The following is a 22103-nucleotide window of genomic DNA, read 5'->3' as shown; positions in this document are numbered from 1 at the left end:
TCATCCCGTAGAGCCTGCCCTGAAAAGTCCCTGTTCAGGGTCATCCCGTGATGGGTCTGCACGGGATCTGGTCTTGAAGGGAAGTACCGAGGTTGCAGGTAGGTGTTGCAGGTTCGAAAAACCTTGAGAGCAGTATTTTGAAACATGTTCAGCATGACGGGATGTGATGTTTTTGCTCAACCGCTTGCAACTTAGAACTCACAACTTTCAACTGATCTTCCAGAGTACAGCGCATCATAGAACGAATAAAAGTTCCTTGCTCTGGAACGAAAGGCTTCTCTTTTATTTGTCTCATACAGTCCAACCGCAACCGCGCGAACATTTTGCGGCTGCTAAAGTCTCACCATGGCAGAGGGCATTAGATTCAGAAATGGGCCTTTTACTCAATTTCGGTCGTTTTCTGCTGTTAGAAGTGCTCTGAAAATGTTAGAATTGTCCTGAATATCTGGAGGTGGCTTTCGTGAAGAAGAATCCCCTGAATCTAAGACTTTCAGAGATCATGTCCTTAAGAGGTTCTTTTGAGTTTTATAGAGAGAGAATTGATAGATACAACGACAAACTGAATGCATTTCTTCAGGTGAGCAACCCTTCCGATTCGCAAAAGGAAGGGTTTCCTTATGCTCTAAAGGATAATATTCTGGCGGTAGGGACTCGAACAACCTGTGCGAGTAGAATACTTGAAAACTATGAGTCTCCTTATGACGCCACTGTTACCAGCAAGCTGAACAATAAAGGCGGAATAATACTTGGCAAGACCAATATGGATGAGTTCGCAATGGGTTCCTCAACTGAGAACTCCGCGTTTGGACCTTCCAGAAATCCCTGGGATCTCGACCGAATTCCTGGAGGTAGCAGTGGTGGAAGCGCAGCAGCAGTTGCTGCGGGTCTTGCCCCATTTGCATTGGGAAGCGATACCGGAGGGTCGGTAAGACAGCCGGCTTCCATGTGCGGAATCGTTGGTTTCAAACCGACTTATGGCCTTGTGTCGAGATACGGATTGGTTGCATTTGCCTCATCGCTGGATCAGATCGGGCCAATGACGCGCTGTGCACAAGACGCCGCAGAAGTGATGGCGATGATCGCAGGCCATGATCTGAAGGATTCAAATACTCTAAGGAGGAATCTTGACTTCAATGTCTCTATTGAAAGCGATATTAAGGGGCTGAAGTTTGCTGCACCTTCAGAGATGCTTAACTACCCGGGTTTGGATTCGGGAGTCAAAGAGAGATTCCTGTCAATGATGGAAGCTATGAGGAGCGCCGGTGCAAAAGTAGAGGAGATTTCGATTCCTAGTGTCGAGTATGCTGTCGCCACATATTACTTGATCGCTCCGGCCGAGGCAAGCTCGAATCTCGCCCGTTATGACGGAATCAGATTTGGGTCGAGAAGTCCCGCAGAAGACTATGAAACTCTCATAAACAAGAACAGAGACAGCGGTTTCGGAGAAGAAGTGAAAAGGAGGATTCTTCTTGGAACTTTCACTCTAAGCGCTACCTATTATGACGCGTACTACAGAAAAGCGTTGAAAACAAGAAGGATCATGGCCGGTGAACTCAACCGAGTACTCAATGAATATGATTACATTGTAAATCCCTCTTCGCCAGTCATTGCTCCGAGACTTGGCGAGATAACCGATCCCCTCGCCTACTATCTTATGGATATATATACTATACCCGCAAATGTAGCAGGGCTTCCGTCGATCTCAGTTCCTATAGGCCTGGTTGACGGTTTGCCTGTCGGTCTGCTTCTCACAGGGAAGAGGTTCAGTGATGTCTCACTACTGAATGCTGCCGGGGGGATTGAGGATCTCTCTCCCTCTTATGAGAACGGACTGGCGAAGATCCCTGAAAGGTGGGCGAAATAATGTATAAGACTGTGATCGGGCTGGAAATCCATGCTCAGCTCAAAACCGAGACCAAAGCATTCTGTAGCTGTCGGGCCGATGTTTTCGATCTTGAACCGAATACTGTTATTTGCCCTGTCTGCACAGGTCAACCCGGCACTTTACCGGTGTTAAACGAACGGGTAGTCGAGTTCGCCATAATGGCTGGAATCGCTATGAACTGCACCATCAACAGGCGGTCGGTCTTTGACAGAAAGAATTACTTTTACCCGGATCTGCCGAAGGGTTATCAGATTACTCAATACTTTTTCCCGATAGCCGAGAACGGTTACCTGTATCTCGTAAACGGCGAAGAGAAGCGAAGAATTAGGATCCGCAGGATTCACATAGAAGAAGACGCGGGCAAGATGGTTCATCAGGGAACGGAATCAATAACTGGATCGTCGGGAAGTTATCTGGATCTAAATAGGTGCGGGGTTCCGCTAATTGAAATTGTTACAGAACCAGATCTAAAGAGTCCGGTCGAGGCCCGCATCTTCATGGAACTCCTCAGAGATACGCTAAGGGCCCTGGGTGTGTGTTCCGGAGACATGGAGAAGGGCGCATTGCGCTGCGATGCGAACATCTCGATGGTTGACGAGAGTGGGAGAAGCTCTAACAGGGTAGAAATCAAGAACATTAACTCCTTCAAGTTCGTTGAGAAGGCACTGGAATTTGAACAGGAGAGGATTTCCAAGGCGTTGGCTTCAGGAGTCGATGTCGCAAAAGAAACCAGGTCCTGGAATTTCTCTTCAAAGGAAACATATTCTATGAGATCAAAGGAGGAAGAGAACGATTACCGTTATTTCCCCGAACCTGATCTCCCAGAGCTTATCATCAGCGATGATCTTATAGAGAGAATTGAGAGAAGTCTTCCGGAGCTTCCGTGGGAGAAAGTAGAGAGATTCATGGAGCAATACTCGCTTCCCGGCTATGACGCCTCCGTTCTTGCTTCAGATAGTGAAATCTCTTCTTATTTTGAAGAGGTTGCGCAGGCCACCGGAAAGCCCAAAGAGAGTTCAAACTGGATTATGGGAGAGGTTATGAGGCTTATGAACGATAGGCAACTTTCCCTGGAAGAGGTGAAGGTAAGTCCGGAGAACTTCAAGGAGCTTTTCGATCTAATTGAGCAGGGCAAGATCTCAAACAAGATAGCAAAAGACATTTTTCCAGTGATCGTGGAGAACGGAAAGTCACCGACTCAATTGGTTAGAGAAAAGGGACTTCAACAGATAGACGATGACACCGTGATCGAAGATGCAGTTAGAAAGGCCATGAATGACAACCCTGCAGCCGTTCAGCAGTTTAGAGACGGTAAGGAGGGAGTCCTTGGATACTTCGTGGGAGCGGTCATGAAAGCGACCAAAGGAAAGGCAAACCCGTCCAAGGCAAATGAAATCGCAAGGAGGCTGCTTAGAGATTGAAGAAGAGACTTTGTCTGTTCTTAGTTGTTTTTCTGGGAGTTCTGATCTTCTCCGAAACTCAGATCAAGCTGAACAATGCTGGGTGGAGCGTTTCCGCGGACATACGGGCATATGAAGATATTTATCTGACACTAGCTTTGGCCTCGGGAATCCCTTACGTTGGGGTAACTTATGTGGACATCTGGGAGGAATACTCCACCGGATTTCTTAAGCTGAAGACCAAAGACGGTCTTTTCAGAGGATCGCTGCTTGCCAGCAACGAGGGGCTTTTCATGGGTGTAAGGTACGTCACCAACACAAGTCAGATCCCCATCTTTTCTCACACTACTCTTGAACTCGAGCTTTCAACGGTGGGTAAGATGAAGTATCTGGCGAGGAACTGGGTGCGTCTGCCGCTGGGTCAGCTCAATGGAGGCCTCAGCGTATTCCTCCATGGGGAGGACTCCTTTTCGTTCAACGATATAGGTTTGTATCTTTATGCAAAGGAATATGAGCGAAGCCTAAGGATAAAGAATGCAGAGAGTAACGTTGTCGCCACTGTGGATCTCAAGACTAACGACTCGCTCGGAGAGGTCGGTTACGGTATAGGGATAGGGATGAACTATCTTTCCTTCGATCTCGGCGTGGCTTTCGCCGGGAATTTCATAGTCCCGGCCGGCGACCTGAGACTAATGCTTTCGCCCACAGTCATGGTAAGCATGCGAGGGATCGATGCACAGATGCTTATCTCGAAGCTTGGGAGCGACGATTCGGTCTTTGCAGGTATCTCAGTCACAAACTTCAACCTTAACGGGATTTTCATGAGGCTTGTATTCTGATGGGTGTGGGAGCGTATGTGCATATTCCTTTCTGTGCTAGAAAATGCTCTTATTGCGATTTCTGCACAATCCAATTCGACAGGGAATCGGTCGAGGCCTATCATGATTCGTTGAAGAAGGAGATCGAGATGTATGAGGTCCCGGGAATCGTCGATACCTTGTACTTCGGAGGCGGATCACCTTCGCTGTATCCTATTGACCTAATGGAGGAAATCGTATCGCATGTCAATCTTTCATTGGGTACAGATGTGTCCGAGGCTACCATAGAGGCCAACCCGTGGGAGCTCGATAAAGAGCATCTCCTGGCATGGAGATCTACTGGCTTCACCAGGCTTTCAGTGGGAGTCCAGTCATCCGAGCGGAGTATACTGGAGCGTTGCGATAGACCCGTTCCCGCCGATCTTATGGGCAGGTTGTTCTTGAGCAGAGATACTTTCGATAATCTGAATCTCGATTTCATTCTCGGGTTACCCGGTGAAAACAGAGAAAACGTGATTGCCAATTTAGAGCTGATCAAAGAGATTTCCCCCGATCACATCTCATACTATATCTTTGATTCAGATCACGAAACTGAATTGATGAGGCGGGTACACGATGCTATCATTGAGTTGCCCGATTCCGAAGCAATTGCAGAACTTCACGACATGGTTCTTGAATCTTTGGCCAGCATGGGATACAAGAGATATGAGATATCATCCTGGGCAAAAGATGGTAGTGAATGTCTTCATAATCTGAAGTACTGGCGAAACGAGGAGTATCTGGGTTTCGGGGTTTCTGCCGGCGGTCATCTGGATCGCAATAGATACGTCAATACCGAAGACCTTCAACTTTACAGCAGTTTGGTCAACCAGAAGATAAAACCGATCGCCGAGTTCGCAGAAAACGATGCTGTTCAGGAGTTGTTTGAAACTCTCTTTATGGGACTGAGGTTGGCAGAAGGAGTGGATCTGTCTGATCTGGTGTACTCTCGGGAGCTTCTTTCTCTCCTGGTTTCAAAGATAAAAACCCGTATTGGAGATTATATCTCATCTGACGAAGGTACAATTAAGTTGAACGACTTCGGGATGGATGTCTCCAGAAGAGTGTTACAGCAGCTCCTGGATATAAAGGAGGAGATCGAGATTGCTTTCTCCACATGAAGTACTCGAGGTTGCATTAAGAATCGAAACTGAAGGAGAGAACTTTTACAGAGAACTGGCGGAGAGCGCGCATAACGACCGGCAGGGCTCGGTCTTTAGGTTCCTCTCTTCTCAGGAAAGAAGTCACGCCGATACCTTTCGAACTCTTCTCAGGAGATTTGAAGAGGAGGCCATAGAACTTATAAACTGGGACGATGCACGTCAGTACATGGCGGCCTTAACCGAGGCAAGTGTGTTTTCTGACGAATTGAAGGACGCGATGAGCCGCTCAGACTATAAAAAGGCTATTGAACATGCAATAGAAGTGGAAAAGAAAAGCATAGCGTTCTACGAGAGTCTTTTGAAGAACTCAAAGGCCGATACTGTCGAAGCTCTCGAAAAGGTAATCAGCGAAGAGAAGAACCATGTTGAACTTCTGGAAGGACTGAGATAATGACCGTGGAAGAGCTTTCCGACTATCTGAAGAGGTTCTCTATTCACGAACGCAGTAATGAGACCGAAAGCTGGGACTCTTACTTCATGAGACTCGCATACCAGGTTAGAGAGCGATCCAGCTGCCATCATAGAAAAGTGGGCGCTCTGATAGTGAGGGAGAATAGGATTCTTTCGACCGGCTATAATCAACCGCCTTCGGGTTTTCCTCATTGCGATGAGACAGAGTGCATAAGGGATGCTCTGGGAATACCTTCCGGCCAGAATCAGGAGATATGTTACGCCGCTCATGCTGAACAAAACGCACTGTCTCAAGCGGCGAAATTCGGAATCTCGACTAATGGATCCACTATATACGTTACTCATCGTCCTTGCTCCATCTGCGCCAGACTAATAATCAATGCGGGGATAAAAAAGGTTGTCTTCTCCGAAGGTTACCCGGATCCACTTACTGAGTTTATGTTCGAAAAAACAGGTGTCACAATGACGCATTTCACAAAGTGAATGGGAGGAAATCATGGCTATCGCAAGGTTAATGAAGTACTTAAGGCAGGACAGGATGCCTCATGTTTGGTGCCCGGGTTGCGGAAACGGCGTTATTATGAAGGCTTTCATAGAAGCTGTCGATAAGGAAGAACTTGATCCCGACAGAGTCGCCGTCATCTCGGGAATCGGATGTTCTTCAAGGGTTACGGGCTACCTGAACTTCAATACGATGCACACTCTTCATGGAAGAGCAGTAGCATTCGCTACAGGAGTGAAGCTTGCCCGACCGGAATTCAATGTGGTAGTTATGGGTGGAGACGGTGATATGGTCGCCATAGGAGGGAATCACTTCATTCATGCCTGCAGGAGAAACATGGATCTCACTGCAATAATGTTCAACAACAATATCTACGGTATGACCGGTGGGCAATACTCTCCTACTACTCCTTACGAGAAGATAGCATCGACTTCACCATATGGGAACGTTGAAAACTCGTTTGACATAGTTAATCTGGCAGTCTCTTCAGGCGCAACGTATGTTGCCAGAACGACAGTATTTCACTATGCTCAAATGGTTCAGTTCATTCAGAAGGCCCTCAACCATAGAGGCATGGGGATAGTAGAGATCATGACCAACTGCCATACGTACTATGGCAGGTACAACGCAATGTCGAAACCCGAAGACATGCTTGCATACTTCAAGAAAAACACGGTTCAAATAGCCAAATCAAAAACAATGACTCCCGAAGAGCTGAAAGATAAGATCGTTGCAGGTGAGTTTGTGAATATAGAAGCGGAAACATACAGCGACAGATACAAGGCAAAGAGCGAGCAGATAATCGCAGCGGAGAGAGGTGAGAAAGCATGAAGCACGCATTCTCTCAACCTCATTCGGTAAGGATTTCCGGTATTGGAGGCCAGGGAAATGTTTTGATGGGGATAATTCTCGCAGAGGCCCTTTTGATACAGGGAAGTTGGGTAGTGCAGACCCAGTCTTTCGGAGCCCAGGTGAGAGGAGGACTCTCTTACTGCGATGTTCTCTTCAACACTGAGCCCATAGATTACCCCAAGGCTCATTCCTTTGAACTGATTTACTCTATGCACCAAACCGCTGTAAATGCTCATGTCCCTCTCATTCACATGAACGGCGTCCTTATTGTCGACTCCACTCTCGTGAAGTCTATTCCAAAAGAAGGAATCAGAATGACGAGAAAGATCATATCGAAGCCAGTGACAGAGCTCACTGAGAACAAGTTTGGAAGTACTCTGCCGGCCAATATGGTCGGTCTAGGGTTGATTGCCAGAGCAGGAAATTTCGTCACAACTCAGTCGTTGAAAGATGCCATGGCAAAACACATAAAAGCAAAGTACGTAGAGATGAATTCCCAGGCGATTGATTTCGGTTACTCACTAATAGAGAAATCGTATAGTATTAGAAGAGAAAGAATAGATTCTGTCGGCCGGGGATTTGAATGAAGAAGTTTGTCAAGAGTCTTGGCAACGCAACAAATGGAATCAAGCACCTTCTAGGAGAGAGAAACTTCAGAATCCAGCTTGTAATCGGAGCAGTGATCTTGACTGTCGGCGCACTGATCGGACTTGATAAGGGTGATTATTACTGGCTTCTCTTCTGTACGTTTATGGTTCTGCTTCTCGAAGGAATCAATACCCTGGTCGAGAAGATAGCAGACATATTGAGGCCCTACTATGATGAAAGAGTGCGTGTGCTTAAGGATACAGCGGCTGCTGTCGTTCTACTCGGGAGCGCGGTATCTGTTTTGATTGGGTTATCAATTATTTTACAATCAATTTTCGGTCTGCATTTTGCCGTTGGACTGCTTTTTGGTATAATAATCTTGGTTGTCTTCTTTTCTTTGGGGCTATTTGGAGGTGGCAGGGAATGAACCGTCGGGTCATTCTGTTATTCCTATTATCGTTTTTGCTATTAATGACTCGCAGTTTTGCGTATTTCCTCGTTACATACGTGGTTAGGCCGGGAGACTCGATTCATACTATTTCGAGAGATCTGAGTGTCAGTATCTCAACTATTATTGACTTCAACAATATCAAAAGTGCAAACAGCATTAAAGCAGGGGACACGCTTAAGATACCTCAACCGGACGGTTTGATCTACGAGGTTCAGTCTGGTGACACCTTCGAGTACATCGCAAAGTTGTTTTTCTCTCCTGTCGATGAATTGATAGCAGCAAATAATCTCAGGCCGGATTCTGTAATCAATCCCGGTCAAAGAGTTTTTATTCCCATGTCTTTAGTCAACCTGTATCAGTACATTCCTCAGAGCACCCCTTTCAGATGGCCCATTTATGGAGTAATATCTTCTGATTACGGTTGGAGAACACATCCTGTAAGCGGGCAGCCCTCATTCCATTCGGGGCTTGACATTGCGGCTCCGGAAGGAACGCCGATCTTCGCAGCTTCGAGGGGAACAGTAGTCTTTGCCGGAGTGAACGGCGGTTATGGAAATATGGTCGAAATACAGCACGACAACGGTTACGTAACCCGCTATGGCCACATGAGCAGGATCAGTGTTTATGTAGGCCAAAGAGTGGATACCGGTTCGTTAATCGGCCGGGTCGGAAGCACAGGGGTCTCGACTGGTCCTCACGTACATTTCGAAGTCAGAGATCCGAAGACCAACACGATGAATCCACTTTCGATGCTTCCAACACGTGACCTCATGTACGTCATTAGAAGAGAGGATGACGGCACCGCTGCCGGTGGTAAATGACAAAGATACTGGTTAGTGCGTGCCTGATCGGAGTTAATTGCACCTATCGCGGAGATAACAACCTGTCTTTCAAGCTTCTAGAGCTGGTCGACAGGTTTGTTTTTTTGCCTGTGTGCCCCGAGCAGCTTGGCGGACTCCCCACGCCTAGGCCTCGTGCGGAGGTTACTACCTCAAAGGACTGGCTGGCAAGCAAGATAGTCCTAGATCAGTTTGGAAACGATGTCACGAGCAACTATGAGAAGGGGGCCGAGGAGGTTCTGAAGATTGCAAAACTCTCAGGTTCAAGTATTGCAGTTCTCAAATCGAGAAGTCCTTCTTGTGGTTGTAGAGGTATCTACGACGGAACCTTCAGCGGAGTGATGATTGACGGAATGGGAATAACGGCAGAACTGCTCATGAAGAACGGCATCGAAGTCTATTCCGAGGAAGAAACTAGCTTCTTATACTAGGATCAAACAACTCCGTAAGAATCTGCATCTCTTCCTTCTCGTTGAGCGTAAAACCCGGACTCTTCGCAAGGATAACCCATTTACCTTTTTGCCATAGCAAGGACTGATCTTTACCTCCGAACCTGACTATTTTGGCGTAGTAGTAATCTGACTTCTTAATCCTTCCTAAATCTCTAGTCAGAACCGATCCTTCTACAAGGAAGAGCGTCTCCCATGTGTCTTTTGCAGCTTCAACAGATTCCATTTTCCAGACATAGACGTTTATCACTCTTGAACTGAGATCCAGTTGCAGGCAGCGCACCGAGTTGTCATACGGAGGGTAGAACACTCTGATGCTTTCTCCGCTTTCCTGCTTGACGGAAACCCCATTCGCAAGTCCCTGATCTGGCGGAAATGGCGCTTCACCGAGAAAAGTGAAGATACTTCGATTGAAAACAAGATCGTCAAGCATAATCTCATCTATGGGCACAACAACATCTTTCTTGTGACCAAATGCGTAGTAAGAAGCAAATGCAATCAGTCCCAACACAAAGACGACTGTGAACAACGCCCTGTTTCTATAACGCTTCACCTTAGCGCCTTTCACTTTCGCTGCTCCCATCATTCAGATAAGTTCTAGAATCTTTGCAACCTTTGCTGGATCAAGCCTGTAAGGCGACCCCTTCCCTTGATAAAAGCCATGTTCTCTAATCAGATGGATTGAAATAGGTGAGTAGTCGACTTCTTCCTTTCGAGCTATGTTCCTGACATTGATGTTGGCTTTCTTTGAAAGATGACCGTGACGAAAGGGGCAGGGTATGTAGCCACGGCTCTCCTCAACGATTACAACGAATCGGTCATCGACCTTTACAGGCGAACCGAATCCTCTCTCGCCTTGCTTCATAAACATTTCCAGTTTGTTCGCGATTATCTCGTTTGTCAAACCCAGTTCCTTTACCTTCGCCTGATCCTCACTAATAATATCTACCAGGTTTCTTTCGTCGTTACCAAGAAAACCCGGGCCGGTAATACTGCCGGCTCTCATATTTTCCTGGATCTTATCGAAGTCCGGAGTCTGTTTCACAATCTCACCTCCAAAACTATCCAAATTTGTCGTAGTAGATCTTTTCTTCAGTGATTTTGTGCTTCGTCAAAACATCTATGCAGGCGTTTATCATTCCGGGACTGCCGCAGAGATACCCTTCTCTTGCAACATCATCACCCTGTTCGGAAAGATATCTGTCGACAACATCAGTAATGAGACCTACCTCGCCTTGCCAGTTGTCTTCCTGCTGCGGATCGGACAGCGCAGGAATGAAGTGAAAATTTGGCATCTTGCTTTCGATTTCCTTCATCTCCTCAAGGTAGAAAAGATCCCTCTTACTTCTTGCTCCAAAGAAATAATACGCCTTTCTCTCAACTCCCTTTTCCATCATATCCAACAAGATTGACTTGATCGGAGCCATTCCAGAACCGCCGGCAATGAATATTATATCTGAATCTGTATCTCTTAGAAAGAAATCTCCGAATGGTCCGAGGATTTTAATCCTGTCACCCACATTGAGCAGTTTGTGGACGTAAGTGGTTACAATTCCATTTGGAACCAGTCTTATAAGGAGTTCCACTCCATTCTTCACGGACGGCTGGGAGGACATCGAGTAGGCTCTCATGGTCTCTTCTCTTGTATCCCCATAGGCAGGGACAACCAGCTGGACGTACTGACCAGCTCTGAAACTTATCTCATCTTGAATACTGAAAAAGACTTCCTTAATGTCGTGAGTAACGTCTTCTATAGAAGAGACTGTCGCCACATATTCGCGAATATTGAACAACTCTTCGGGAATCTCGATTGACATATCGCCCTTAACTTTGATCTGGCACGAAAGCCTCACATTGTCCTTCTTCTCCTTAGGCGAAAGATAAGGAAGTTCAGTGGGAAGTATAGGCCCAACGTCCGTCTTCACTTTAACCTTACAGAGACCGCAGCTGCCCTTTCCCCCACAGGCAGATGGAATGAAGATCTTTTCTCCAGCAAGAGTCGAAAGAAGAGTAGATCCGCCCTTCACCTTGTGACTCTTCGAGTCGTTGATAGTGATACTTACTTCTCCATAATTGTTCACAAGAGCGTCTGCAATTGTAAGAACGGCAGCGAGTACTGCGGAGATCCCTCCAACGACCAGAGCCGTGACGATTATCTGCAAACCAAACACCACCTTACTGGACGGGCAGCATGCCCGAGAAACCCATAAAGGCCAGGGCCATAATGCCGATGATAATCATTGTTATTCCCGGGCCCACCAACTGAGGAGGCAGGTCCTTCTCTCTAAGTCTCATTCGCATTGCAGACAGAGCAACTATCGCAAGCCACCAGCCGGCTCCAGAGCCGAAACCGAAGAATAACGACTGAATCAGGCTGTACTCTCTGATAATCATGAACAGTACGCCCCCAAGGATCGCACAATTCACTGTAATTAAAGGCAGAAAGATCCCGAGATTCATGTAGAGTGTTGGAGAGAATCTGTCTATGACCATCTCCAGAAACTGAACGAATGCGGCAATGACAATAATGAACACTATGTACCTTAGATAGACTAAATTCAGCGGGACAAGAATGTAGTAATACACTATGTAATTGAGCACAGATGTCAAGGTAAGAACAAAGGTTACCGCCATGCCAAGACCATTGGCCGTCTTTATGTCCTTCGATACCGAAATGAACGAGCACATCCCCAGAAAGTTGCTCAGAACCATGTTGCTAGTAAGAGCTGCTGCGATCATTATCACAAAAGGATTAAGCGGAACTCCCATCTACATCTCCCCCCCTCACTTCTTCTTCACGATCGGAGTCCTTGCGATCCAGATTATCGCACCTAATATGAAGAAGGCACTGGGTGCCATTATCATTATTACCCATGGAGTGAAGCCTTCAGGCATGACTCTCAATCCGAACAGAGTACCGAAGCCCAGCAGTTCTCTCACAAAAGCCACGGCAAGCAGGATCAACGAATAACCTATTCCCGCAGAGATTCCATCTATGAAAGAGAGCACAGGCCCATGCGACTGTGCGAAAGCCTCTGCACGACCCATGATAATGCAGTTGGTTATTATAAGGCCCACATAAGGACCAAGTGCTTTGCTTATAGAAGGCAGATAGGCCTTCAAGACAATATCGAGAATTATGACGTAGGTGGCTATTATCAGAACCTGCACCATCATACGGACGTTCTTTGGGATATGCCTTCTCAAAGCCGAGATTGTAAACGAGGAGAAAGCGGTGGTGAAGATAAGGCCGATGCCCATTATTAGAGTGTTTGTGAGGTTGTTTGTTACAGCCAGAGCCGAGCAGATTCCCAATATCTGAACAATGACGGGGTTGTCTTTCCAGATATTTGTAAGAAAAACCGACTTTTTTGATTCAGCCATTTCTAATTCACCGCCTCAAGAACTGCAGGAAATACATCGTTGATTGCCTTATTAAGCAGAGTTTGAATCGACTCCGAAGTCCTTGTTGCTCCAGTAATCGCATCTACCTTTGAGTCGTCTTTCGAACCAGTATCCTGTCCAGACACTACGGCGATTCGGGCAGAAGAACTCGATGATATCCGTTCTCCCCTGAACTGTTCCTTGAAAGCTGTTTCGTCGATTCTCCCGCCCAGTCCTGGGGTCTCTGAGTGGTTCACAAAATCAATCCCAACTATTCTAGAACCACTCTCATCAACTGCGACAAGGGCCGTTATAGTTCCCCATAGACCTGCGCTTTGAACTGTAAATGCGATTTCTCTCTTTCCTTCATTATCAGCAATGTATACGGTCTGCTCACCGTCGATCTCCTGTATTCTATCCAAATAGAGTTTTTGCACTTCTTCACCCGGCAGAGAACGCGCATCCTCTACAATATTGAAAACATAGATCAAAGAACGACGAAATTCAAGCTGTTCGTTCCTTTCAATAGTGCCTGAAGCAATTGCGTTGATTCCTGCAAGACAGATAACGAATACGGTTGTAAGAATGAAAGTGAATACTACAGAGTAGAGCTTTTCACTCATGCTTTCACCTTCTTTGGGGTCACCAGATAGTCAAGAAGAGATGCGAATGTGTTTGCGATAAGCACCGCAAACATCAGACCGGCACCAAAAAGTGAGAATGTGCCGATTACTATGGCTAGAGACCCGATAATAACTCCATATATCCACTTTGCTGTATCCTTCTTAGGGGCACTGATAGGATCAGTTGCCATGAACACAGCTCCGAACAGAATGCTACCTCCGATTATTGAGTGGACAGGATTTATGCTTGAAAGTCCGAACAAGAAGAGTATTCCCGACATCGCGAAGGCCGAAACGAGAGTGGAGACTATGATCTTCCACGACGCGGTCTTGGTTAGTATCAGGTAAACGGCCGCCGCAGCAATCAGCCACTTCGCAGTCTCTCCCGCAGTGCCGGAGATGTTCCCGAAGATCATTCTCCATGCGCTAACCTCTTCTCCGCTCCTGATGACATTCATAGGGGTGGCCATAGTAATAACGTCGGAGCTGATCCATCTACTGAAGCCCTGTCCCCATGACTGGACGGCCGGCGTCCAGCTCTGCTGAACTGCAGCCGGAAAACTCACGTAGACAAAGGCTCTGCCAACAAGAGCCGGATTGTATAGGTTTTTGGCAAAGCCCCCGAATGCCATTTTCGCAAAAACAATTGCAAAAGAACTGGCAACTATGACGATCCAGAACGGTACTGCAGGAGGAAGGACCAGACCCATCAAAATACCGGTGACTATAGAAGCCTCGCTCACCGATTTTCCCTTTTTCCTTTCAAAGAGCCATTCGCATAGGACTGAAACCAGAACCGAAAGCAGAACCGTGGAGAAGACTACCCAGCCGAAATTTCCAATGGAGAATACCGAGATTGGAAGTAGAGCATAGATAACCTTTCTCATCATCGGCTGTTTCTGGAAGAACTTTTTCGCCATCTCTGGCACCTCCGAAAAAAAGCTTGACTATAATTGTGGTCATACTGTATAATGGTCCCGAGGTGGTTCTCTTGTCAAAATTACACGAGCTCTCATTTTATTCTCTGGCCGAAGCAAAAGCTCACTTTTCAAAGGTTGTTGACGATTGTGAGAAGGCCGATATAATTATAACAAAAAACGGTCTTCCAAAGGCAGTTATGATGGACTACGACAAGTACGTACTCCTCAACAGATTTCTCGAACGGGTTTACGATCTTTACTTAATGGACGCTGGCGATGAAGCTATGGATGTCGAGATAAAGGATCTTATCGTTCAGGTTGATGATGATTGACGGAGGTGCAAGATGGCAGAAGTTATCCTCGAGAAGGTAGCAAAGACTTATCCGAACGGATTCAAGGCCGTTCTCGATGCGAATCTCGAAGTACAGGACAAGGAGTTTCTGGTTCTACTCGGTCCCTCAGGCTGTGGAAAGACGACGACACTCAGAATGATCGCGGGCCTTGAGGAGATTACGGAAGGAACAATCAAGATCGGTGGAAGAGTTGTTAACGATGTCGAACCTAAGGATAGAGACATCGCCATGGTCTTTCAGAACTACGCGCTTTATCCACACATGTCTGTTTACGAAAACATGGCTTTCGGACTTAAGTTGAGAAAGACTCCAAAGCCGGAGATCGAGAAGAGGGTAACAGAAGCGGCACGTATTCTTGGGATAGAGCAGTTGCTGGATAGAAAGCCAAAGCAGCTTTCCGGTGGTCAGAGACAGAGGGTCGCAGTCGGTAGAGCTATTGTTAGAAACCCAAAAGTCTTCCTCTTCGACGAACCTCTCTCCAACCTTGACGCCAAGCTGAGGGTACAGATGAGAGCCGAACTGAAGAGGCTTCACCAGAACCTTCAAGCAACGATTATCTACGTTACTCATGACCAGGTTGAAGCAATGACAATGGCCGACAAGATCGTAATTATGAAAGACGGAATAATTCAGCAGATCGGCGATCCTTATTCAGTTTACTTCGAGCCGAAGAACAAGTTCGTTGCTGGATTCATCGGCACTCCCGCAATGAACTTCATCAGCGCGAAGCTTGTATCTGAAGGAGGAAAAGTCTGGGTAGTAAAGGAAGACATGAAGCTTCTCGTTCCTGAAGACAAGGTCGAGAGGCTCGGGCACCTTGTCGGCAAAGAAACGACTTTCGGTATAAGACCGGAAGACATCTACGACAAGATGTATGCGGTTGCGCCAAAAGACGAATTCACGGTGAAGGGCAATGTAGATGTTGTAGAACCCCTTGGAAGCGAAACTCTAATCCACGCCAATATTCACGGGGACGAAATCGTCGCAAAGGTTGATCCGAAGAGCAGAGCGTCTGCAGGCGACAAAATGGATCTGGTCTTCGATATGTCTATGATGCACCTGTTTGATCCTGAAACCGAGGAGAACGTCCTCGCCGGTACTCACCAGGAAGCTACCCCTGACAACATTTAGTTATCATGAAAAAAAGGTGGCTTAGGCCACCTTTTCTTATTTTTTGGTTCAATTAACCTCTCGCTTCGACATAAGTCTTGACTCTGGCGGTCAATCTTGCCTTTTTACGTGAAGCCGTATTCTTATGAATAGTTCCTGACTTCGCCGCCTTGTCGAGAGTAGAATATACTTCGCTAAGCATGGAAGAAACGGACTGTGGATCTTCGCCCTGTTCCATAGCCTTGTATAGCTTCTTGGAAGCATTTCTGAATTTTGTCCTGACGGCCCTGTTCATTACGGTTCTCTTAGCCGTCTGCTTTACTCTCTTCTTTGCTGATGCATTATTAGGCACTTATCACTTCTCCTCCTTTCGAGATTTACCTGTTTATTCTATCATCAATCTAATGCTTTCTTCAATTGGTCGACGGCGTTTGTTTCTTCCCACGGAAGCTCGACGTCGATCCTTCCAAAATGACCGTATGAAGCTGTCTGTCTGTAGATAGGGCGCTTCAGGTTGAGACGATCGATTATTGCCGCAGGTCTGAAATCAAAGACCTTAAGGACCGCCTTTCTGAGCTTCTCGAGGTCGACCTTCTCTGTATCGTGGGCATCGATCATGAAGGATACGGGCTTAGCAACACCTATCGCATAGGCAAGCTGAAGAGTGACTCGATCTGCAAGGCCGGCTGCCACGATATTCTTGGCAGCATATCTCGCCATGTAGTGAGCAGACCTATCTACCTTCGTAGGATCCTTTCCACTGAAGGCTCCTCCACCGTGAGGTGTCCAGCCTCCGTAAGTATCGACGATGATCTTCCTGCCAGTCAATCCCGTATCTGCAGAAGGACCTCCCCTGACGAATCTGCCCGTCGGGTTCACAAAGATTTCGACCCCTTCAAGAAGTAGCTCGTGGTCTATTTCAGGAGCAATTACGTTGTCAACTACGAGTCTTTCGATCTCCTCTGCAGTCAAGTCAGGATCATGCTGGGTCGATACAACTATCGCAGTTACGCCAACGGGCTTGCCATCCTGATACTTAACTGTGACCTGGGTCTTTCCGTCGGGTCTAAAACCACGAACAGATTGATCCTTTCTCACTTTGCTGAGCCTACGGGCCAGCCTGTGGGCAAGGACTATCGGCAATGGCATCATCTCGGCAGTTTCATTCGTTGCATAGCCGAACATCATACCCTGGTCCCCCGCGCCGATAAGCGCATATCTATCTGTATCATTCTTTTTCGCCTCAAAGGACTTATTCACTCCAAGTGCAATATCCGGCGACTGCTCATCGATACTTGTAAGAACTGCACAGGTCTCTCCGTCAAAGCCGAACTTTGCCCTGTTATAACCGATATCGAGAATTGTATCCCTTACTACCCTGGGAATATCTACGTAAGCCTTTGTGCTTACTTCTCCGGCAACTACTGCAACGCCCGTTGCCAGAAGAGTCTCAACCGCGACTCTAGAATCTTCATCCTGAGTCAACATCGCATCGAGTATCGAATCTGAAATCTGATCTGCCATTTTGTCGGGATGGCCTTCGGTAACGCTTTCACTGGTGAACAACCAAGTCTTCATGACTGCCTCCTATAAACTGAATCTATTCTCCATATTCTTCCTCGGATAAGAATCTACCACCAATTATCTCGAAGGACAAGGGCCTGAATGCTCTGCTGAAATCGGCAGTGATCTGGATCTTGTTCTGACACTTGCTGCCAACAAATTCTTTATCCAGTCTATAGGCTCCCTTTCCCTTTCCGTAATTGACGCTCACATCGTAGTACTTTCTCAAGTGGCTTCTAAACTTCTCCCCGCACTTGTTGCATTCAAAATGTACGATGATTGTGTTTCCGCTGTCGTAAAACGGATTCTTGCTTATGTCACGCGGCTTCTTCTTGAAAAACATCCGAAACTACCTCCTCATGACTATTCTGAAGTCCTTCGAAGCCTCGTTGCCCCAGTGATCACGAACTACTACCCTGGCATCTCTTGGATTCGTCCAGTCTATGTCGTCCCAGATGTTTATCGGAAGCAAACTGAGAGATATCCTGGAGTTAAGGTTAAACCAGTAGTCAGACTCTGTCGATGGCGAAGAGTATATTTCGTGGACCCTGTCTGCTTCGTCCGAATCGAAAGAAACGAAGTCAATCTGATACACGAGATTGTTTTCAACATAAAGCTCGATCGTCTTCGGGCTTACCGGATGCCTCAGCTGCACCTTGGCATGGAGATCCAGAGGGGTGCTGGAGGTCATTTCAATCGTTGGCTTTCCCTGTGCGAAAGAATAGGTCTTTCCGCCTGCCCTTATGTCAAGAATCTCAACCGCAGATGTCGGATTACCTGTGTCAAAATAGAATCCGGGATTGATTATCGTCTTCATAGTTGAATCTCTTACTTCGAGATGAAGATGAGGCGCCACATTTCCACTGTTTCCGGATTTCGCAACAACATCGCTTTTCCTAAACGGAAGCTCTCTCGGGTCGAAGGTTACTTCGATATATTGATCTCCAAACTCGGAGATCAATTGATGATAAAGATCGTTGAGTTTTCTTCCGGTGAGAGAGGAAGTGTCTCCAATCTCGTTAACGTGAGCGAATATAACATTGATTCCTTTCTCGTTTGTGAGAATGTTCGTAACCTCTGGAAGCATCAGAGCTATACCGATCCCGTATATGGGATGATTTAAGTATATCTGGTGAACATACGAGTTGTCCGGAGAAAGGAGATCTAATCCAACGATGCTTCCCGTGGAGTAATCCATTCCCATATGGAAGTGCTCGGGATAATTGATATTTCTTGAGTTGCCACGATACTCGCCAAAGTAACCTGTTACTTCTGGAGCCCTCTTCAGCGGAAACAGCAAAGTCGCAGAAAACAGCACACCTACAAATAAGAGCACCGCTGTGACCGACAATAATCTCTTCATTTCCTTCCCTCCTCACAAATAGAAGAAATGAGCCTTTTATTTATCTCATCGGAGGACACATACTCAACCTCAATAAGATCCTTTTCGTAGTTCTCAGACAGAATTTCGACCGAACCCCTGAACCTCATGAAGCTCGAAAACTCGGTAGGTTTAAGTCTAAGTTTTCTCCGAGATCTCTTACCGTATAGCCGCGTTGATATCTCGCTCAATATACCTTCGATATTGTAACTCTTCAGAGCACTAACCATCACGGCTTCTGGAAAGATCGTCCCGAGCTCCGCAAGTCTCTCGTTCGTGCATAGATCGATCTTATTCAAGACATGGATCCTCTTGATTTCACCGGCGCCGATATCCCGCAGGGTACGATCGACGATTTCATATTTCTCTTTGACTGCCATGTCAGAGGCATCGGAAACTACAGCCAGAAGATCCGAGTATTTGACTTCATCTAACGTCGATCTGAAACTCTCCATCAATTCGTGTGGCAGTTCTCTAATGAAACCAACGGTATCTGAAATGAGAACCTGCATTCCTGCAGGTAGTCTAGCTCTCCTGACTCGAGTATCAAGAGTCGCGAACAATTTGTTCTCTACAAGAAGGTCTTCACTGCTGATTTCAGATACCAGCGATGACTTCCCAACATTCGTATATCCTACAAAGGAAACCAGTGGGATCGACGAAACGAGTCTTTTCTTCCTCGAGATCTCTCTCTGCCTGCCCATCTCTTCTATGTCTTTGCGAAGCCGAGAGATTCTCTCCTGCGCCTGCCGCCTGTCCGTTTCAAGCTTCTTCTCTCCGGGCCCTCTTGTTCCTATTCCCGCTCCAGTCTGCGAAAGCATCCTTCCGAAGCCTTTCAGCCTCGGCAACTGATACTTAAGACTGGCCATCTCAACTTCGAGTTTCCCTTCCTTGGTCGATGCGTGGTCCCCAAAGATCTTCAGGATAAGTTGCGTCCTATCCATTACGGGGACTCCAAGAAGCTTCTCCAGGTTCATTGCCTGAGATGGAGACAGCTCATGACGGGTGATAATGAGGACTGCACCAAAAGCTTCCAGTGTTCTCCTCGCAAAATCCACCTTGCCTTTGCCCAGATAGTGACGGGGATCAGGGTAATCGAGGTTCTGGACCACTGTCTCAACGATTTCGTACCCAGCAGTCCGGGCGAGCTCGTTAAGCTCGCCCAGTATTTCTGACTTGATATTCTGCTCTTCAGACGAAAAAACAGCGACAAGTAAAGTGTCTATGCTCGCTTCAGTCCTCCTTCTTGCCAGTAGTATTCGTCAATTTCACGTACTTCTGGGGAACCATCATCTTGATTGCATGCTTGTAGACCAGAGTCTGCTCCTGACCGTCCTCAAGCAGCACCGTGAAATTGTCGAACGACTTGACCAAACCCTTCGTCTGGAATCCCCCTTCAAGGTACATCTTCACTTCGATCCTGTTAACCCTAAGAAGATTAAGGAAACGATCCTGCAAATTGAACTTTTCAGCCATTCTTACCCCCCCAAACTGAGAGAACCGTATTTTCTAAAACCCGAGCAGCCTCACCTTCTAGACTGGACAGGTCAATTCTCAGAGCTTCAGAATATCTTCTAAACCATATAATCTGACGACGAGCGTATCTTCTCGTGTTCACAAGAATCCGCTCGATGGTATCCGAAAGGGATACACCACACCTAATATATTGTACCATTTCGGCGTAACCTATTGTCTTAAATGCGTTGAGCTCGGGCCCATAGCCTTTTGACAGAAGGCTCTCGGTCTCATCGGCAAGGCCTGCGCGAATCATCTCATGTAGACGACTCTCTATTCTGGCATGGAGCTCGCTCCTATCCCTTTCGAGAATGACAAGACAAAAGTCACGATTGTGATCTCTCTCGTTCTGCAACTCAGTTAGCGGTCTTCCCGTTTTGAAGAAAACCTCAAGATACCTTATAGTTCTCTTGAGATCGTTCTCGTGGAATCTTTCAAAGGCATTCTTGTCGACTCTTTCCAGGATCTTCCTCAGCGATCCTTTGTTTTCGGATTCTATCTGAAGAAGGGCCTCTCGCACCGTTTCATCTCTGGGGGGAACGTCCACCAAACCCTTCATAAGGACCTCGGCGTAAAGGCCAGTTCCGCCGGCGAGAATCGGGATCTTCCCTCTAGCAGTTATGTCCGCAACACTTTCCAGAGCAAGGTTTCTGAACTCCATCACATCAAAGTCTTCATCTGGATCACGTATGTCGATCAGCCAGTGCTTAAGGACGGCCTGTTCACTCTCGGTTGGCTTGGCCGTGCCGATATTCATGAAACGGTAGATCTGACGCGAATCAACGGAGACAATTTCTATCGGGAGTCTCTGAGCCAAATCCAGAAGAAGTGATGTCTTTCCCACAGCGGTCGGTCCGAGGAGAATTGGTATCATTCTTTATCAATAACCCCGTACAGGACTCCGCTCTTTTTGCTACCCCAGAGTCTGTCGAACTCGAGATTGAGCTCTTCGAAGAGGCTGTCTCGTGTTCTGCTTTTGATAATGAACCTCTTTGACGAAATCCTGATCATTTCATCAACGTCCGATCTATTTATCCTTTCATACATCGCAAATGGCCTTAGAGGGTTAATCGAATGAGACCTCATCTGCGGGCTGTCAAACATAGGATCACAATAGACTATATCGTAAGCATTGTCTTCACAGCCTTTCACAAAGTCTCGTAGATCTCTATTATGAAGCTCTATCCTTTTCGAAGCCTCTATTAACCATTCATCTGCATAGGGGTAGTTGCGAAGACCGTGAGAAACGATCCTGTATATGTGTTCGGACGCCTCCAGGCCTATCACTTTGCCTTCAGGCAGATAGTGCGCGATAAGAAGCGCTTCATTTCCGAGACCAAACGTTGTATCCAACACAGTTTCACTTCCGGAGAGATCCATGCTCTTTATCAAATAGTCGGAATCCTGAATTCTCATGTTTTTGAATCTTACCTTTGACATTCCGGGGTGAAAGAAGAAAACCGTCTCCCTATTTCTAATGGTTAACTGGCCATTCTTATCGAAAACATAGTAGAAGTCGAGCGAATGCTCGCTCTCAAATTCCTTAAGCCGGCTTCTTGAAACATATTTGACACCCAGTTCTTCGGCCAGCCCTCTCGCAGAAGATACTACTTCTTTCGTCGGTTTGTATGAAGTCGTAACAACGAATCTCATCTGTTGCCTCCACCGTTGATGCCAGGAATCAACTCTCTAAGCAGATCAAGTTCAGATTCCTTGATTCTTATCTCTTTCTCGAGCGCATCATACTCTTTCTGGAGATTCTCCAGTCTTCTTTGAGCCTGTTTGTAGCTAAGGTAAGCGTTGACATTCGTTATCGCCAGGAGCGATAAGAGAAGAGCCATGAACAAGAACAACCCG

General features: G+C 46.7%; 29 protein-coding genes. 13 read left to right on the top strand and 16 right to left on the bottom strand.

Annotated elements, in window-relative coordinates:
• Positions 1-460 precede the first annotated feature (460 nt).
• Genes gatA through RJ60_RS03935 form a run of 11 tightly spaced genes read left to right on the top strand, consistent with a single transcriptional unit; the run spans position 461 to position 9379 of the window.
• Entirely contained in the window at positions 461-1864 is a 1404-nt protein-coding gene (gatA, locus tag RJ60_RS03985; RefSeq protein WP_103134045.1) for an Asp-tRNA(Asn)/Glu-tRNA(Gln) amidotransferase subunit GatA, read from the top strand.
• Positions 1861-3306: an Asp-tRNA(Asn)/Glu-tRNA(Gln) amidotransferase subunit GatB gene (gene gatB, locus RJ60_RS03980; protein WP_180979902.1), complete on the top strand. Its 1446-nt coding sequence runs from the start codon at positions 1861-1863 to the stop codon at positions 3304-3306. The genes gatA and gatB overlap by 4 nt, the downstream gene beginning before the upstream one ends.
• On the top strand, positions 3303-4124 hold the full coding sequence (locus RJ60_RS03975; protein ID WP_103134043.1) for a hypothetical protein: 822 nt from the start codon (positions 3303-3305) through the stop codon (positions 4122-4124). The genes gatB and RJ60_RS03975 overlap by 4 nt, the downstream gene beginning before the upstream one ends.
• Complete coding sequence (gene hemW, locus RJ60_RS03970) at positions 4124-5263, top strand: radical SAM family heme chaperone HemW (RefSeq protein WP_103134042.1); 1140 nt, start codon at positions 4124-4126, stop codon at positions 5261-5263. Before RJ60_RS03975 ends, hemW begins: the two co-directional genes overlap by 1 nt.
• On the top strand, positions 5247-5696 hold the full coding sequence (locus tag RJ60_RS03965; RefSeq protein ID WP_099828569.1) for a ferritin family protein: 450 nt from the start codon (positions 5247-5249) through the stop codon (positions 5694-5696). Before hemW ends, RJ60_RS03965 begins: the two co-directional genes overlap by 17 nt.
• On the top strand, positions 5696-6199 hold the full coding sequence (locus tag RJ60_RS03960; protein WP_103134041.1) for a dCMP deaminase family protein: 504 nt from the start codon (positions 5696-5698) through the stop codon (positions 6197-6199). The genes RJ60_RS03965 and RJ60_RS03960 overlap by 1 nt, the downstream gene beginning before the upstream one ends.
• 13 nt (positions 6200-6212) lie before the next feature.
• Positions 6213-7049, top strand: coding sequence for a 2-oxoacid:ferredoxin oxidoreductase subunit beta (locus tag RJ60_RS03955; RefSeq protein ID WP_103134040.1), 837 nt, complete (start codon positions 6213-6215; stop codon positions 7047-7049).
• A complete protein-coding gene (locus tag RJ60_RS03950; RefSeq protein WP_099828566.1) occupies positions 7046-7657 on the top strand; it encodes a 2-oxoacid:acceptor oxidoreductase family protein in 612 nt (203 codons plus the stop codon). Before RJ60_RS03955 ends, RJ60_RS03950 begins: the two co-directional genes overlap by 4 nt.
• Positions 7654-8085, top strand: coding sequence for a diacylglycerol kinase family protein (locus RJ60_RS03945; protein WP_103134039.1), 432 nt, complete (start codon positions 7654-7656; stop codon positions 8083-8085). The genes RJ60_RS03950 and RJ60_RS03945 overlap by 4 nt, the downstream gene beginning before the upstream one ends.
• Positions 8082-8930, top strand: coding sequence for a M23 family metallopeptidase (locus RJ60_RS03940; RefSeq protein ID WP_103134038.1), 849 nt, complete (start codon positions 8082-8084; stop codon positions 8928-8930). Before RJ60_RS03945 ends, RJ60_RS03940 begins: the two co-directional genes overlap by 4 nt.
• Entirely contained in the window at positions 8927-9379 is a 453-nt protein-coding gene (locus RJ60_RS03935; RefSeq protein WP_099828563.1) for a DUF523 domain-containing protein, read from the top strand. Before RJ60_RS03940 ends, RJ60_RS03935 begins: the two co-directional genes overlap by 4 nt.
• Here RJ60_RS03935 and RJ60_RS03930 read toward each other — a convergent pair.
• From RJ60_RS03930 to RJ60_RS03900, 7 genes are read right to left on the bottom strand one after another with little or no spacing between them, the layout of a single operon-like run.
• Positions 9363-9965: a hypothetical protein gene (locus RJ60_RS03930; protein WP_258006170.1), complete on the bottom strand. Its 603-nt coding sequence runs from the start codon at positions 9963-9965 to the stop codon at positions 9363-9365. The genes RJ60_RS03935 and RJ60_RS03930 overlap by 17 nt on opposite strands.
• A gap of 18 nt (positions 9966-9983) precedes the next feature.
• On the bottom strand, positions 9984-10442 hold the full coding sequence (locus tag RJ60_RS03925; RefSeq protein ID WP_103134037.1) for a hypothetical protein: 459 nt from the start codon (positions 10440-10442) through the stop codon (positions 9984-9986).
• 16 nt (positions 10443-10458) lie between these two features.
• Positions 10459-11559, bottom strand: a complete 1101-nt coding sequence (locus RJ60_RS03920) for an NADH:ubiquinone reductase (Na(+)-transporting) subunit F (RefSeq protein WP_103134036.1) — start codon at positions 11557-11559, stop codon at positions 10459-10461.
• Between the two features lie 13 nt (positions 11560-11572).
• Positions 11573-12166: an NADH:ubiquinone reductase (Na(+)-transporting) subunit E gene (locus RJ60_RS03915; protein WP_099828560.1), complete on the bottom strand. Its 594-nt coding sequence runs from the start codon at positions 12164-12166 to the stop codon at positions 11573-11575.
• 15 nt (positions 12167-12181) lie between these two features.
• On the bottom strand, positions 12182-12781 hold the full coding sequence (locus tag RJ60_RS03910; RefSeq protein WP_099828559.1) for an NADH:ubiquinone reductase (Na(+)-transporting) subunit D: 600 nt from the start codon (positions 12779-12781) through the stop codon (positions 12182-12184).
• A gap of 2 nt (positions 12782-12783) precedes the next feature.
• Entirely contained in the window at positions 12784-13404 is a 621-nt protein-coding gene (locus tag RJ60_RS03905) for an FMN-binding protein (RefSeq protein ID WP_103134035.1), read from the bottom strand.
• Positions 13401-14324, bottom strand: coding sequence for an RnfABCDGE type electron transport complex subunit D (locus tag RJ60_RS03900; RefSeq protein ID WP_103134034.1), 924 nt, complete (start codon positions 14322-14324; stop codon positions 13401-13403). Before RJ60_RS03900 ends, RJ60_RS03905 begins: the two co-directional genes overlap by 4 nt.
• A gap of 71 nt (positions 14325-14395) precedes the next feature.
• On the opposite strand from RJ60_RS03900, the gene RJ60_RS03895 reads away from it, so the two are divergent.
• Both RJ60_RS03895 and RJ60_RS03890 read left to right on the top strand, forming a co-directional pair.
• Complete coding sequence (locus RJ60_RS03895) at positions 14396-14656, top strand: type II toxin-antitoxin system Phd/YefM family antitoxin (protein WP_103134033.1); 261 nt, start codon at positions 14396-14398, stop codon at positions 14654-14656.
• 12 nt (positions 14657-14668) lie between these two features.
• The gene (locus RJ60_RS03890) at positions 14669-15808 is read left to right on the top strand and encodes an ABC transporter ATP-binding protein (protein WP_099828555.1); all 1140 of its coding nucleotides are present in this window, start codon (positions 14669-14671) and stop codon (positions 15806-15808) included.
• Positions 15809-15860: 52 nt separating this feature from the next.
• On the opposite strand, the gene rpsT is transcribed toward RJ60_RS03890, so the two are convergent.
• The 9 genes from rpsT to RJ60_RS03845 form a co-directional block, all read right to left on the bottom strand.
• Complete coding sequence (gene rpsT, locus RJ60_RS03885) at positions 15861-16139, bottom strand: 30S ribosomal protein S20 (RefSeq protein ID WP_099828554.1); 279 nt, start codon at positions 16137-16139, stop codon at positions 15861-15863.
• 44 nt (positions 16140-16183) lie between these two features.
• Entirely contained in the window at positions 16184-17365 is a 1182-nt protein-coding gene (gene metK, locus RJ60_RS03880; RefSeq protein ID WP_099828553.1) for a methionine adenosyltransferase, read from the bottom strand.
• 22 nt (positions 17366-17387) lie between these two features.
• Positions 17388-17693 carry a hypothetical protein gene (locus RJ60_RS03875; protein ID WP_099828552.1) on the bottom strand — a complete coding sequence of 102 codons (306 nt, stop codon included), beginning with the start codon at positions 17691-17693 and terminating at the stop codon, positions 17388-17390.
• A 6-nt stretch (positions 17694-17699) separates the two neighbouring features.
• Positions 17700-18713 (bottom strand): hypothetical protein, encoded by a 1014-nt coding sequence (locus RJ60_RS03870; protein WP_103134032.1) that lies wholly within the window; start codon positions 18711-18713, stop codon positions 17700-17702.
• Positions 18710-19897 (bottom strand): GTPase HflX, encoded by a 1188-nt coding sequence (gene hflX / locus RJ60_RS03865; RefSeq protein ID WP_258006172.1) that lies wholly within the window; start codon positions 19895-19897, stop codon positions 18710-18712. Before hflX ends, RJ60_RS03870 begins: the two co-directional genes overlap by 4 nt.
• A gap of 67 nt (positions 19898-19964) precedes the next feature.
• Positions 19965-20207 (bottom strand): RNA chaperone Hfq, encoded by a 243-nt coding sequence (hfq, locus tag RJ60_RS03860; protein ID WP_099828549.1) that lies wholly within the window; start codon positions 20205-20207, stop codon positions 19965-19967.
• Positions 20200-21120: a tRNA (adenosine(37)-N6)-dimethylallyltransferase MiaA gene (gene miaA, locus RJ60_RS03855; protein WP_103134030.1), complete on the bottom strand. Its 921-nt coding sequence runs from the start codon at positions 21118-21120 to the stop codon at positions 20200-20202. Before miaA ends, hfq begins: the two co-directional genes overlap by 8 nt.
• The gene (locus tag RJ60_RS03850) at positions 21117-21899 is read right to left on the bottom strand and encodes a class I SAM-dependent methyltransferase (protein ID WP_103134029.1); all 783 of its coding nucleotides are present in this window, start codon (positions 21897-21899) and stop codon (positions 21117-21119) included. The genes miaA and RJ60_RS03850 overlap by 4 nt, the downstream gene beginning before the upstream one ends.
• Positions 21896-22087, bottom strand: a complete 192-nt coding sequence (locus tag RJ60_RS03845) for a hypothetical protein (protein WP_243392177.1) — start codon at positions 22085-22087, stop codon at positions 21896-21898. Before RJ60_RS03845 ends, RJ60_RS03850 begins: the two co-directional genes overlap by 4 nt.
• Between the last annotated feature and the right edge of the window lie 16 nt (positions 22088-22103).

Source organism: Mesotoga sp. B105.6.4, assembly GCF_002896535.1.
GTDB lineage: Bacteria > Thermotogota > Thermotogae > Petrotogales > Kosmotogaceae > Mesotoga.
This window is presented reverse-complemented; position numbering and strand designations above follow the sequence as displayed.

Excerpts from the sequence above, each read along its gene's own strand:
- RJ60_RS03875 (WP_099828552.1), bottom strand. The coding sequence starts at position 17,693 with ATGTTTTTCAAGAAGAAGCCGCGTGACATAAGCAAGAATCCGTTTTAC.
- RJ60_RS03950 (WP_099828566.1), top strand. The coding sequence starts at position 7,046 with ATGAAGCACGCATTCTCTCAACCTCATTCGGTAAGGATTTCCGGTATT.
- RJ60_RS03870 (WP_103134032.1), bottom strand. The coding sequence starts at position 18,713 with ATGAAGAGATTATTGTCGGTCACAGCGGTGCTCTTATTTGTAGGTGTG.
- RJ60_RS03850 (WP_103134029.1), bottom strand. The coding sequence starts at position 21,899 with ATGAGATTCGTTGTTACGACTTCATACAAACCGACGAAAGAAGTAGTA.
- metK (WP_099828553.1), bottom strand. The coding sequence starts at position 17,365 with ATGAAGACTTGGTTGTTCACCAGTGAAAGCGTTACCGAAGGCCATCCC.
- RJ60_RS03915 (WP_099828560.1), bottom strand. The coding sequence starts at position 12,166 with ATGGGAGTTCCGCTTAATCCTTTTGTGATAATGATCGCAGCAGCTCTT.
- RJ60_RS03940 (WP_103134038.1), top strand. The coding sequence starts at position 8,082 with ATGAACCGTCGGGTCATTCTGTTATTCCTATTATCGTTTTTGCTATTA.
- RJ60_RS03935 (WP_099828563.1), top strand. The coding sequence starts at position 8,927 with ATGACAAAGATACTGGTTAGTGCGTGCCTGATCGGAGTTAATTGCACC.
- RJ60_RS03910 (WP_099828559.1), bottom strand. The coding sequence starts at position 12,781 with ATGGCTGAATCAAAAAAGTCGGTTTTTCTTACAAATATCTGGAAAGAC.
- RJ60_RS03960 (WP_103134041.1), top strand. The coding sequence starts at position 5,696 with ATGACCGTGGAAGAGCTTTCCGACTATCTGAAGAGGTTCTCTATTCAC.
- RJ60_RS03955 (WP_103134040.1), top strand. The coding sequence starts at position 6,213 with ATGGCTATCGCAAGGTTAATGAAGTACTTAAGGCAGGACAGGATGCCT.
- RJ60_RS03845 (WP_243392177.1), bottom strand. The coding sequence starts at position 22,087 with ATGGCTCTTCTCTTATCGCTCCTGGCGATAACGAATGTCAACGCTTAC.
- RJ60_RS03905 (WP_103134035.1), bottom strand. The coding sequence starts at position 13,404 with ATGAGTGAAAAGCTCTACTCTGTAGTATTCACTTTCATTCTTACAACC.
- miaA (WP_103134030.1), bottom strand. The coding sequence starts at position 21,120 with ATGATACCAATTCTCCTCGGACCGACCGCTGTGGGAAAGACATCACTT.
- RJ60_RS03945 (WP_103134039.1), top strand. The coding sequence starts at position 7,654 with ATGAAGAAGTTTGTCAAGAGTCTTGGCAACGCAACAAATGGAATCAAG.
- hemW (WP_103134042.1), top strand. The coding sequence starts at position 4,124 with ATGGGTGTGGGAGCGTATGTGCATATTCCTTTCTGTGCTAGAAAATGC.
- RJ60_RS03890 (WP_099828555.1), top strand. The coding sequence starts at position 14,669 with ATGGCAGAAGTTATCCTCGAGAAGGTAGCAAAGACTTATCCGAACGGA.
- RJ60_RS03900 (WP_103134034.1), bottom strand. The coding sequence starts at position 14,324 with ATGGCGAAAAAGTTCTTCCAGAAACAGCCGATGATGAGAAAGGTTATC.
- hfq (WP_099828549.1), bottom strand. The coding sequence starts at position 20,207 with ATGGCTGAAAAGTTCAATTTGCAGGATCGTTTCCTTAATCTTCTTAGG.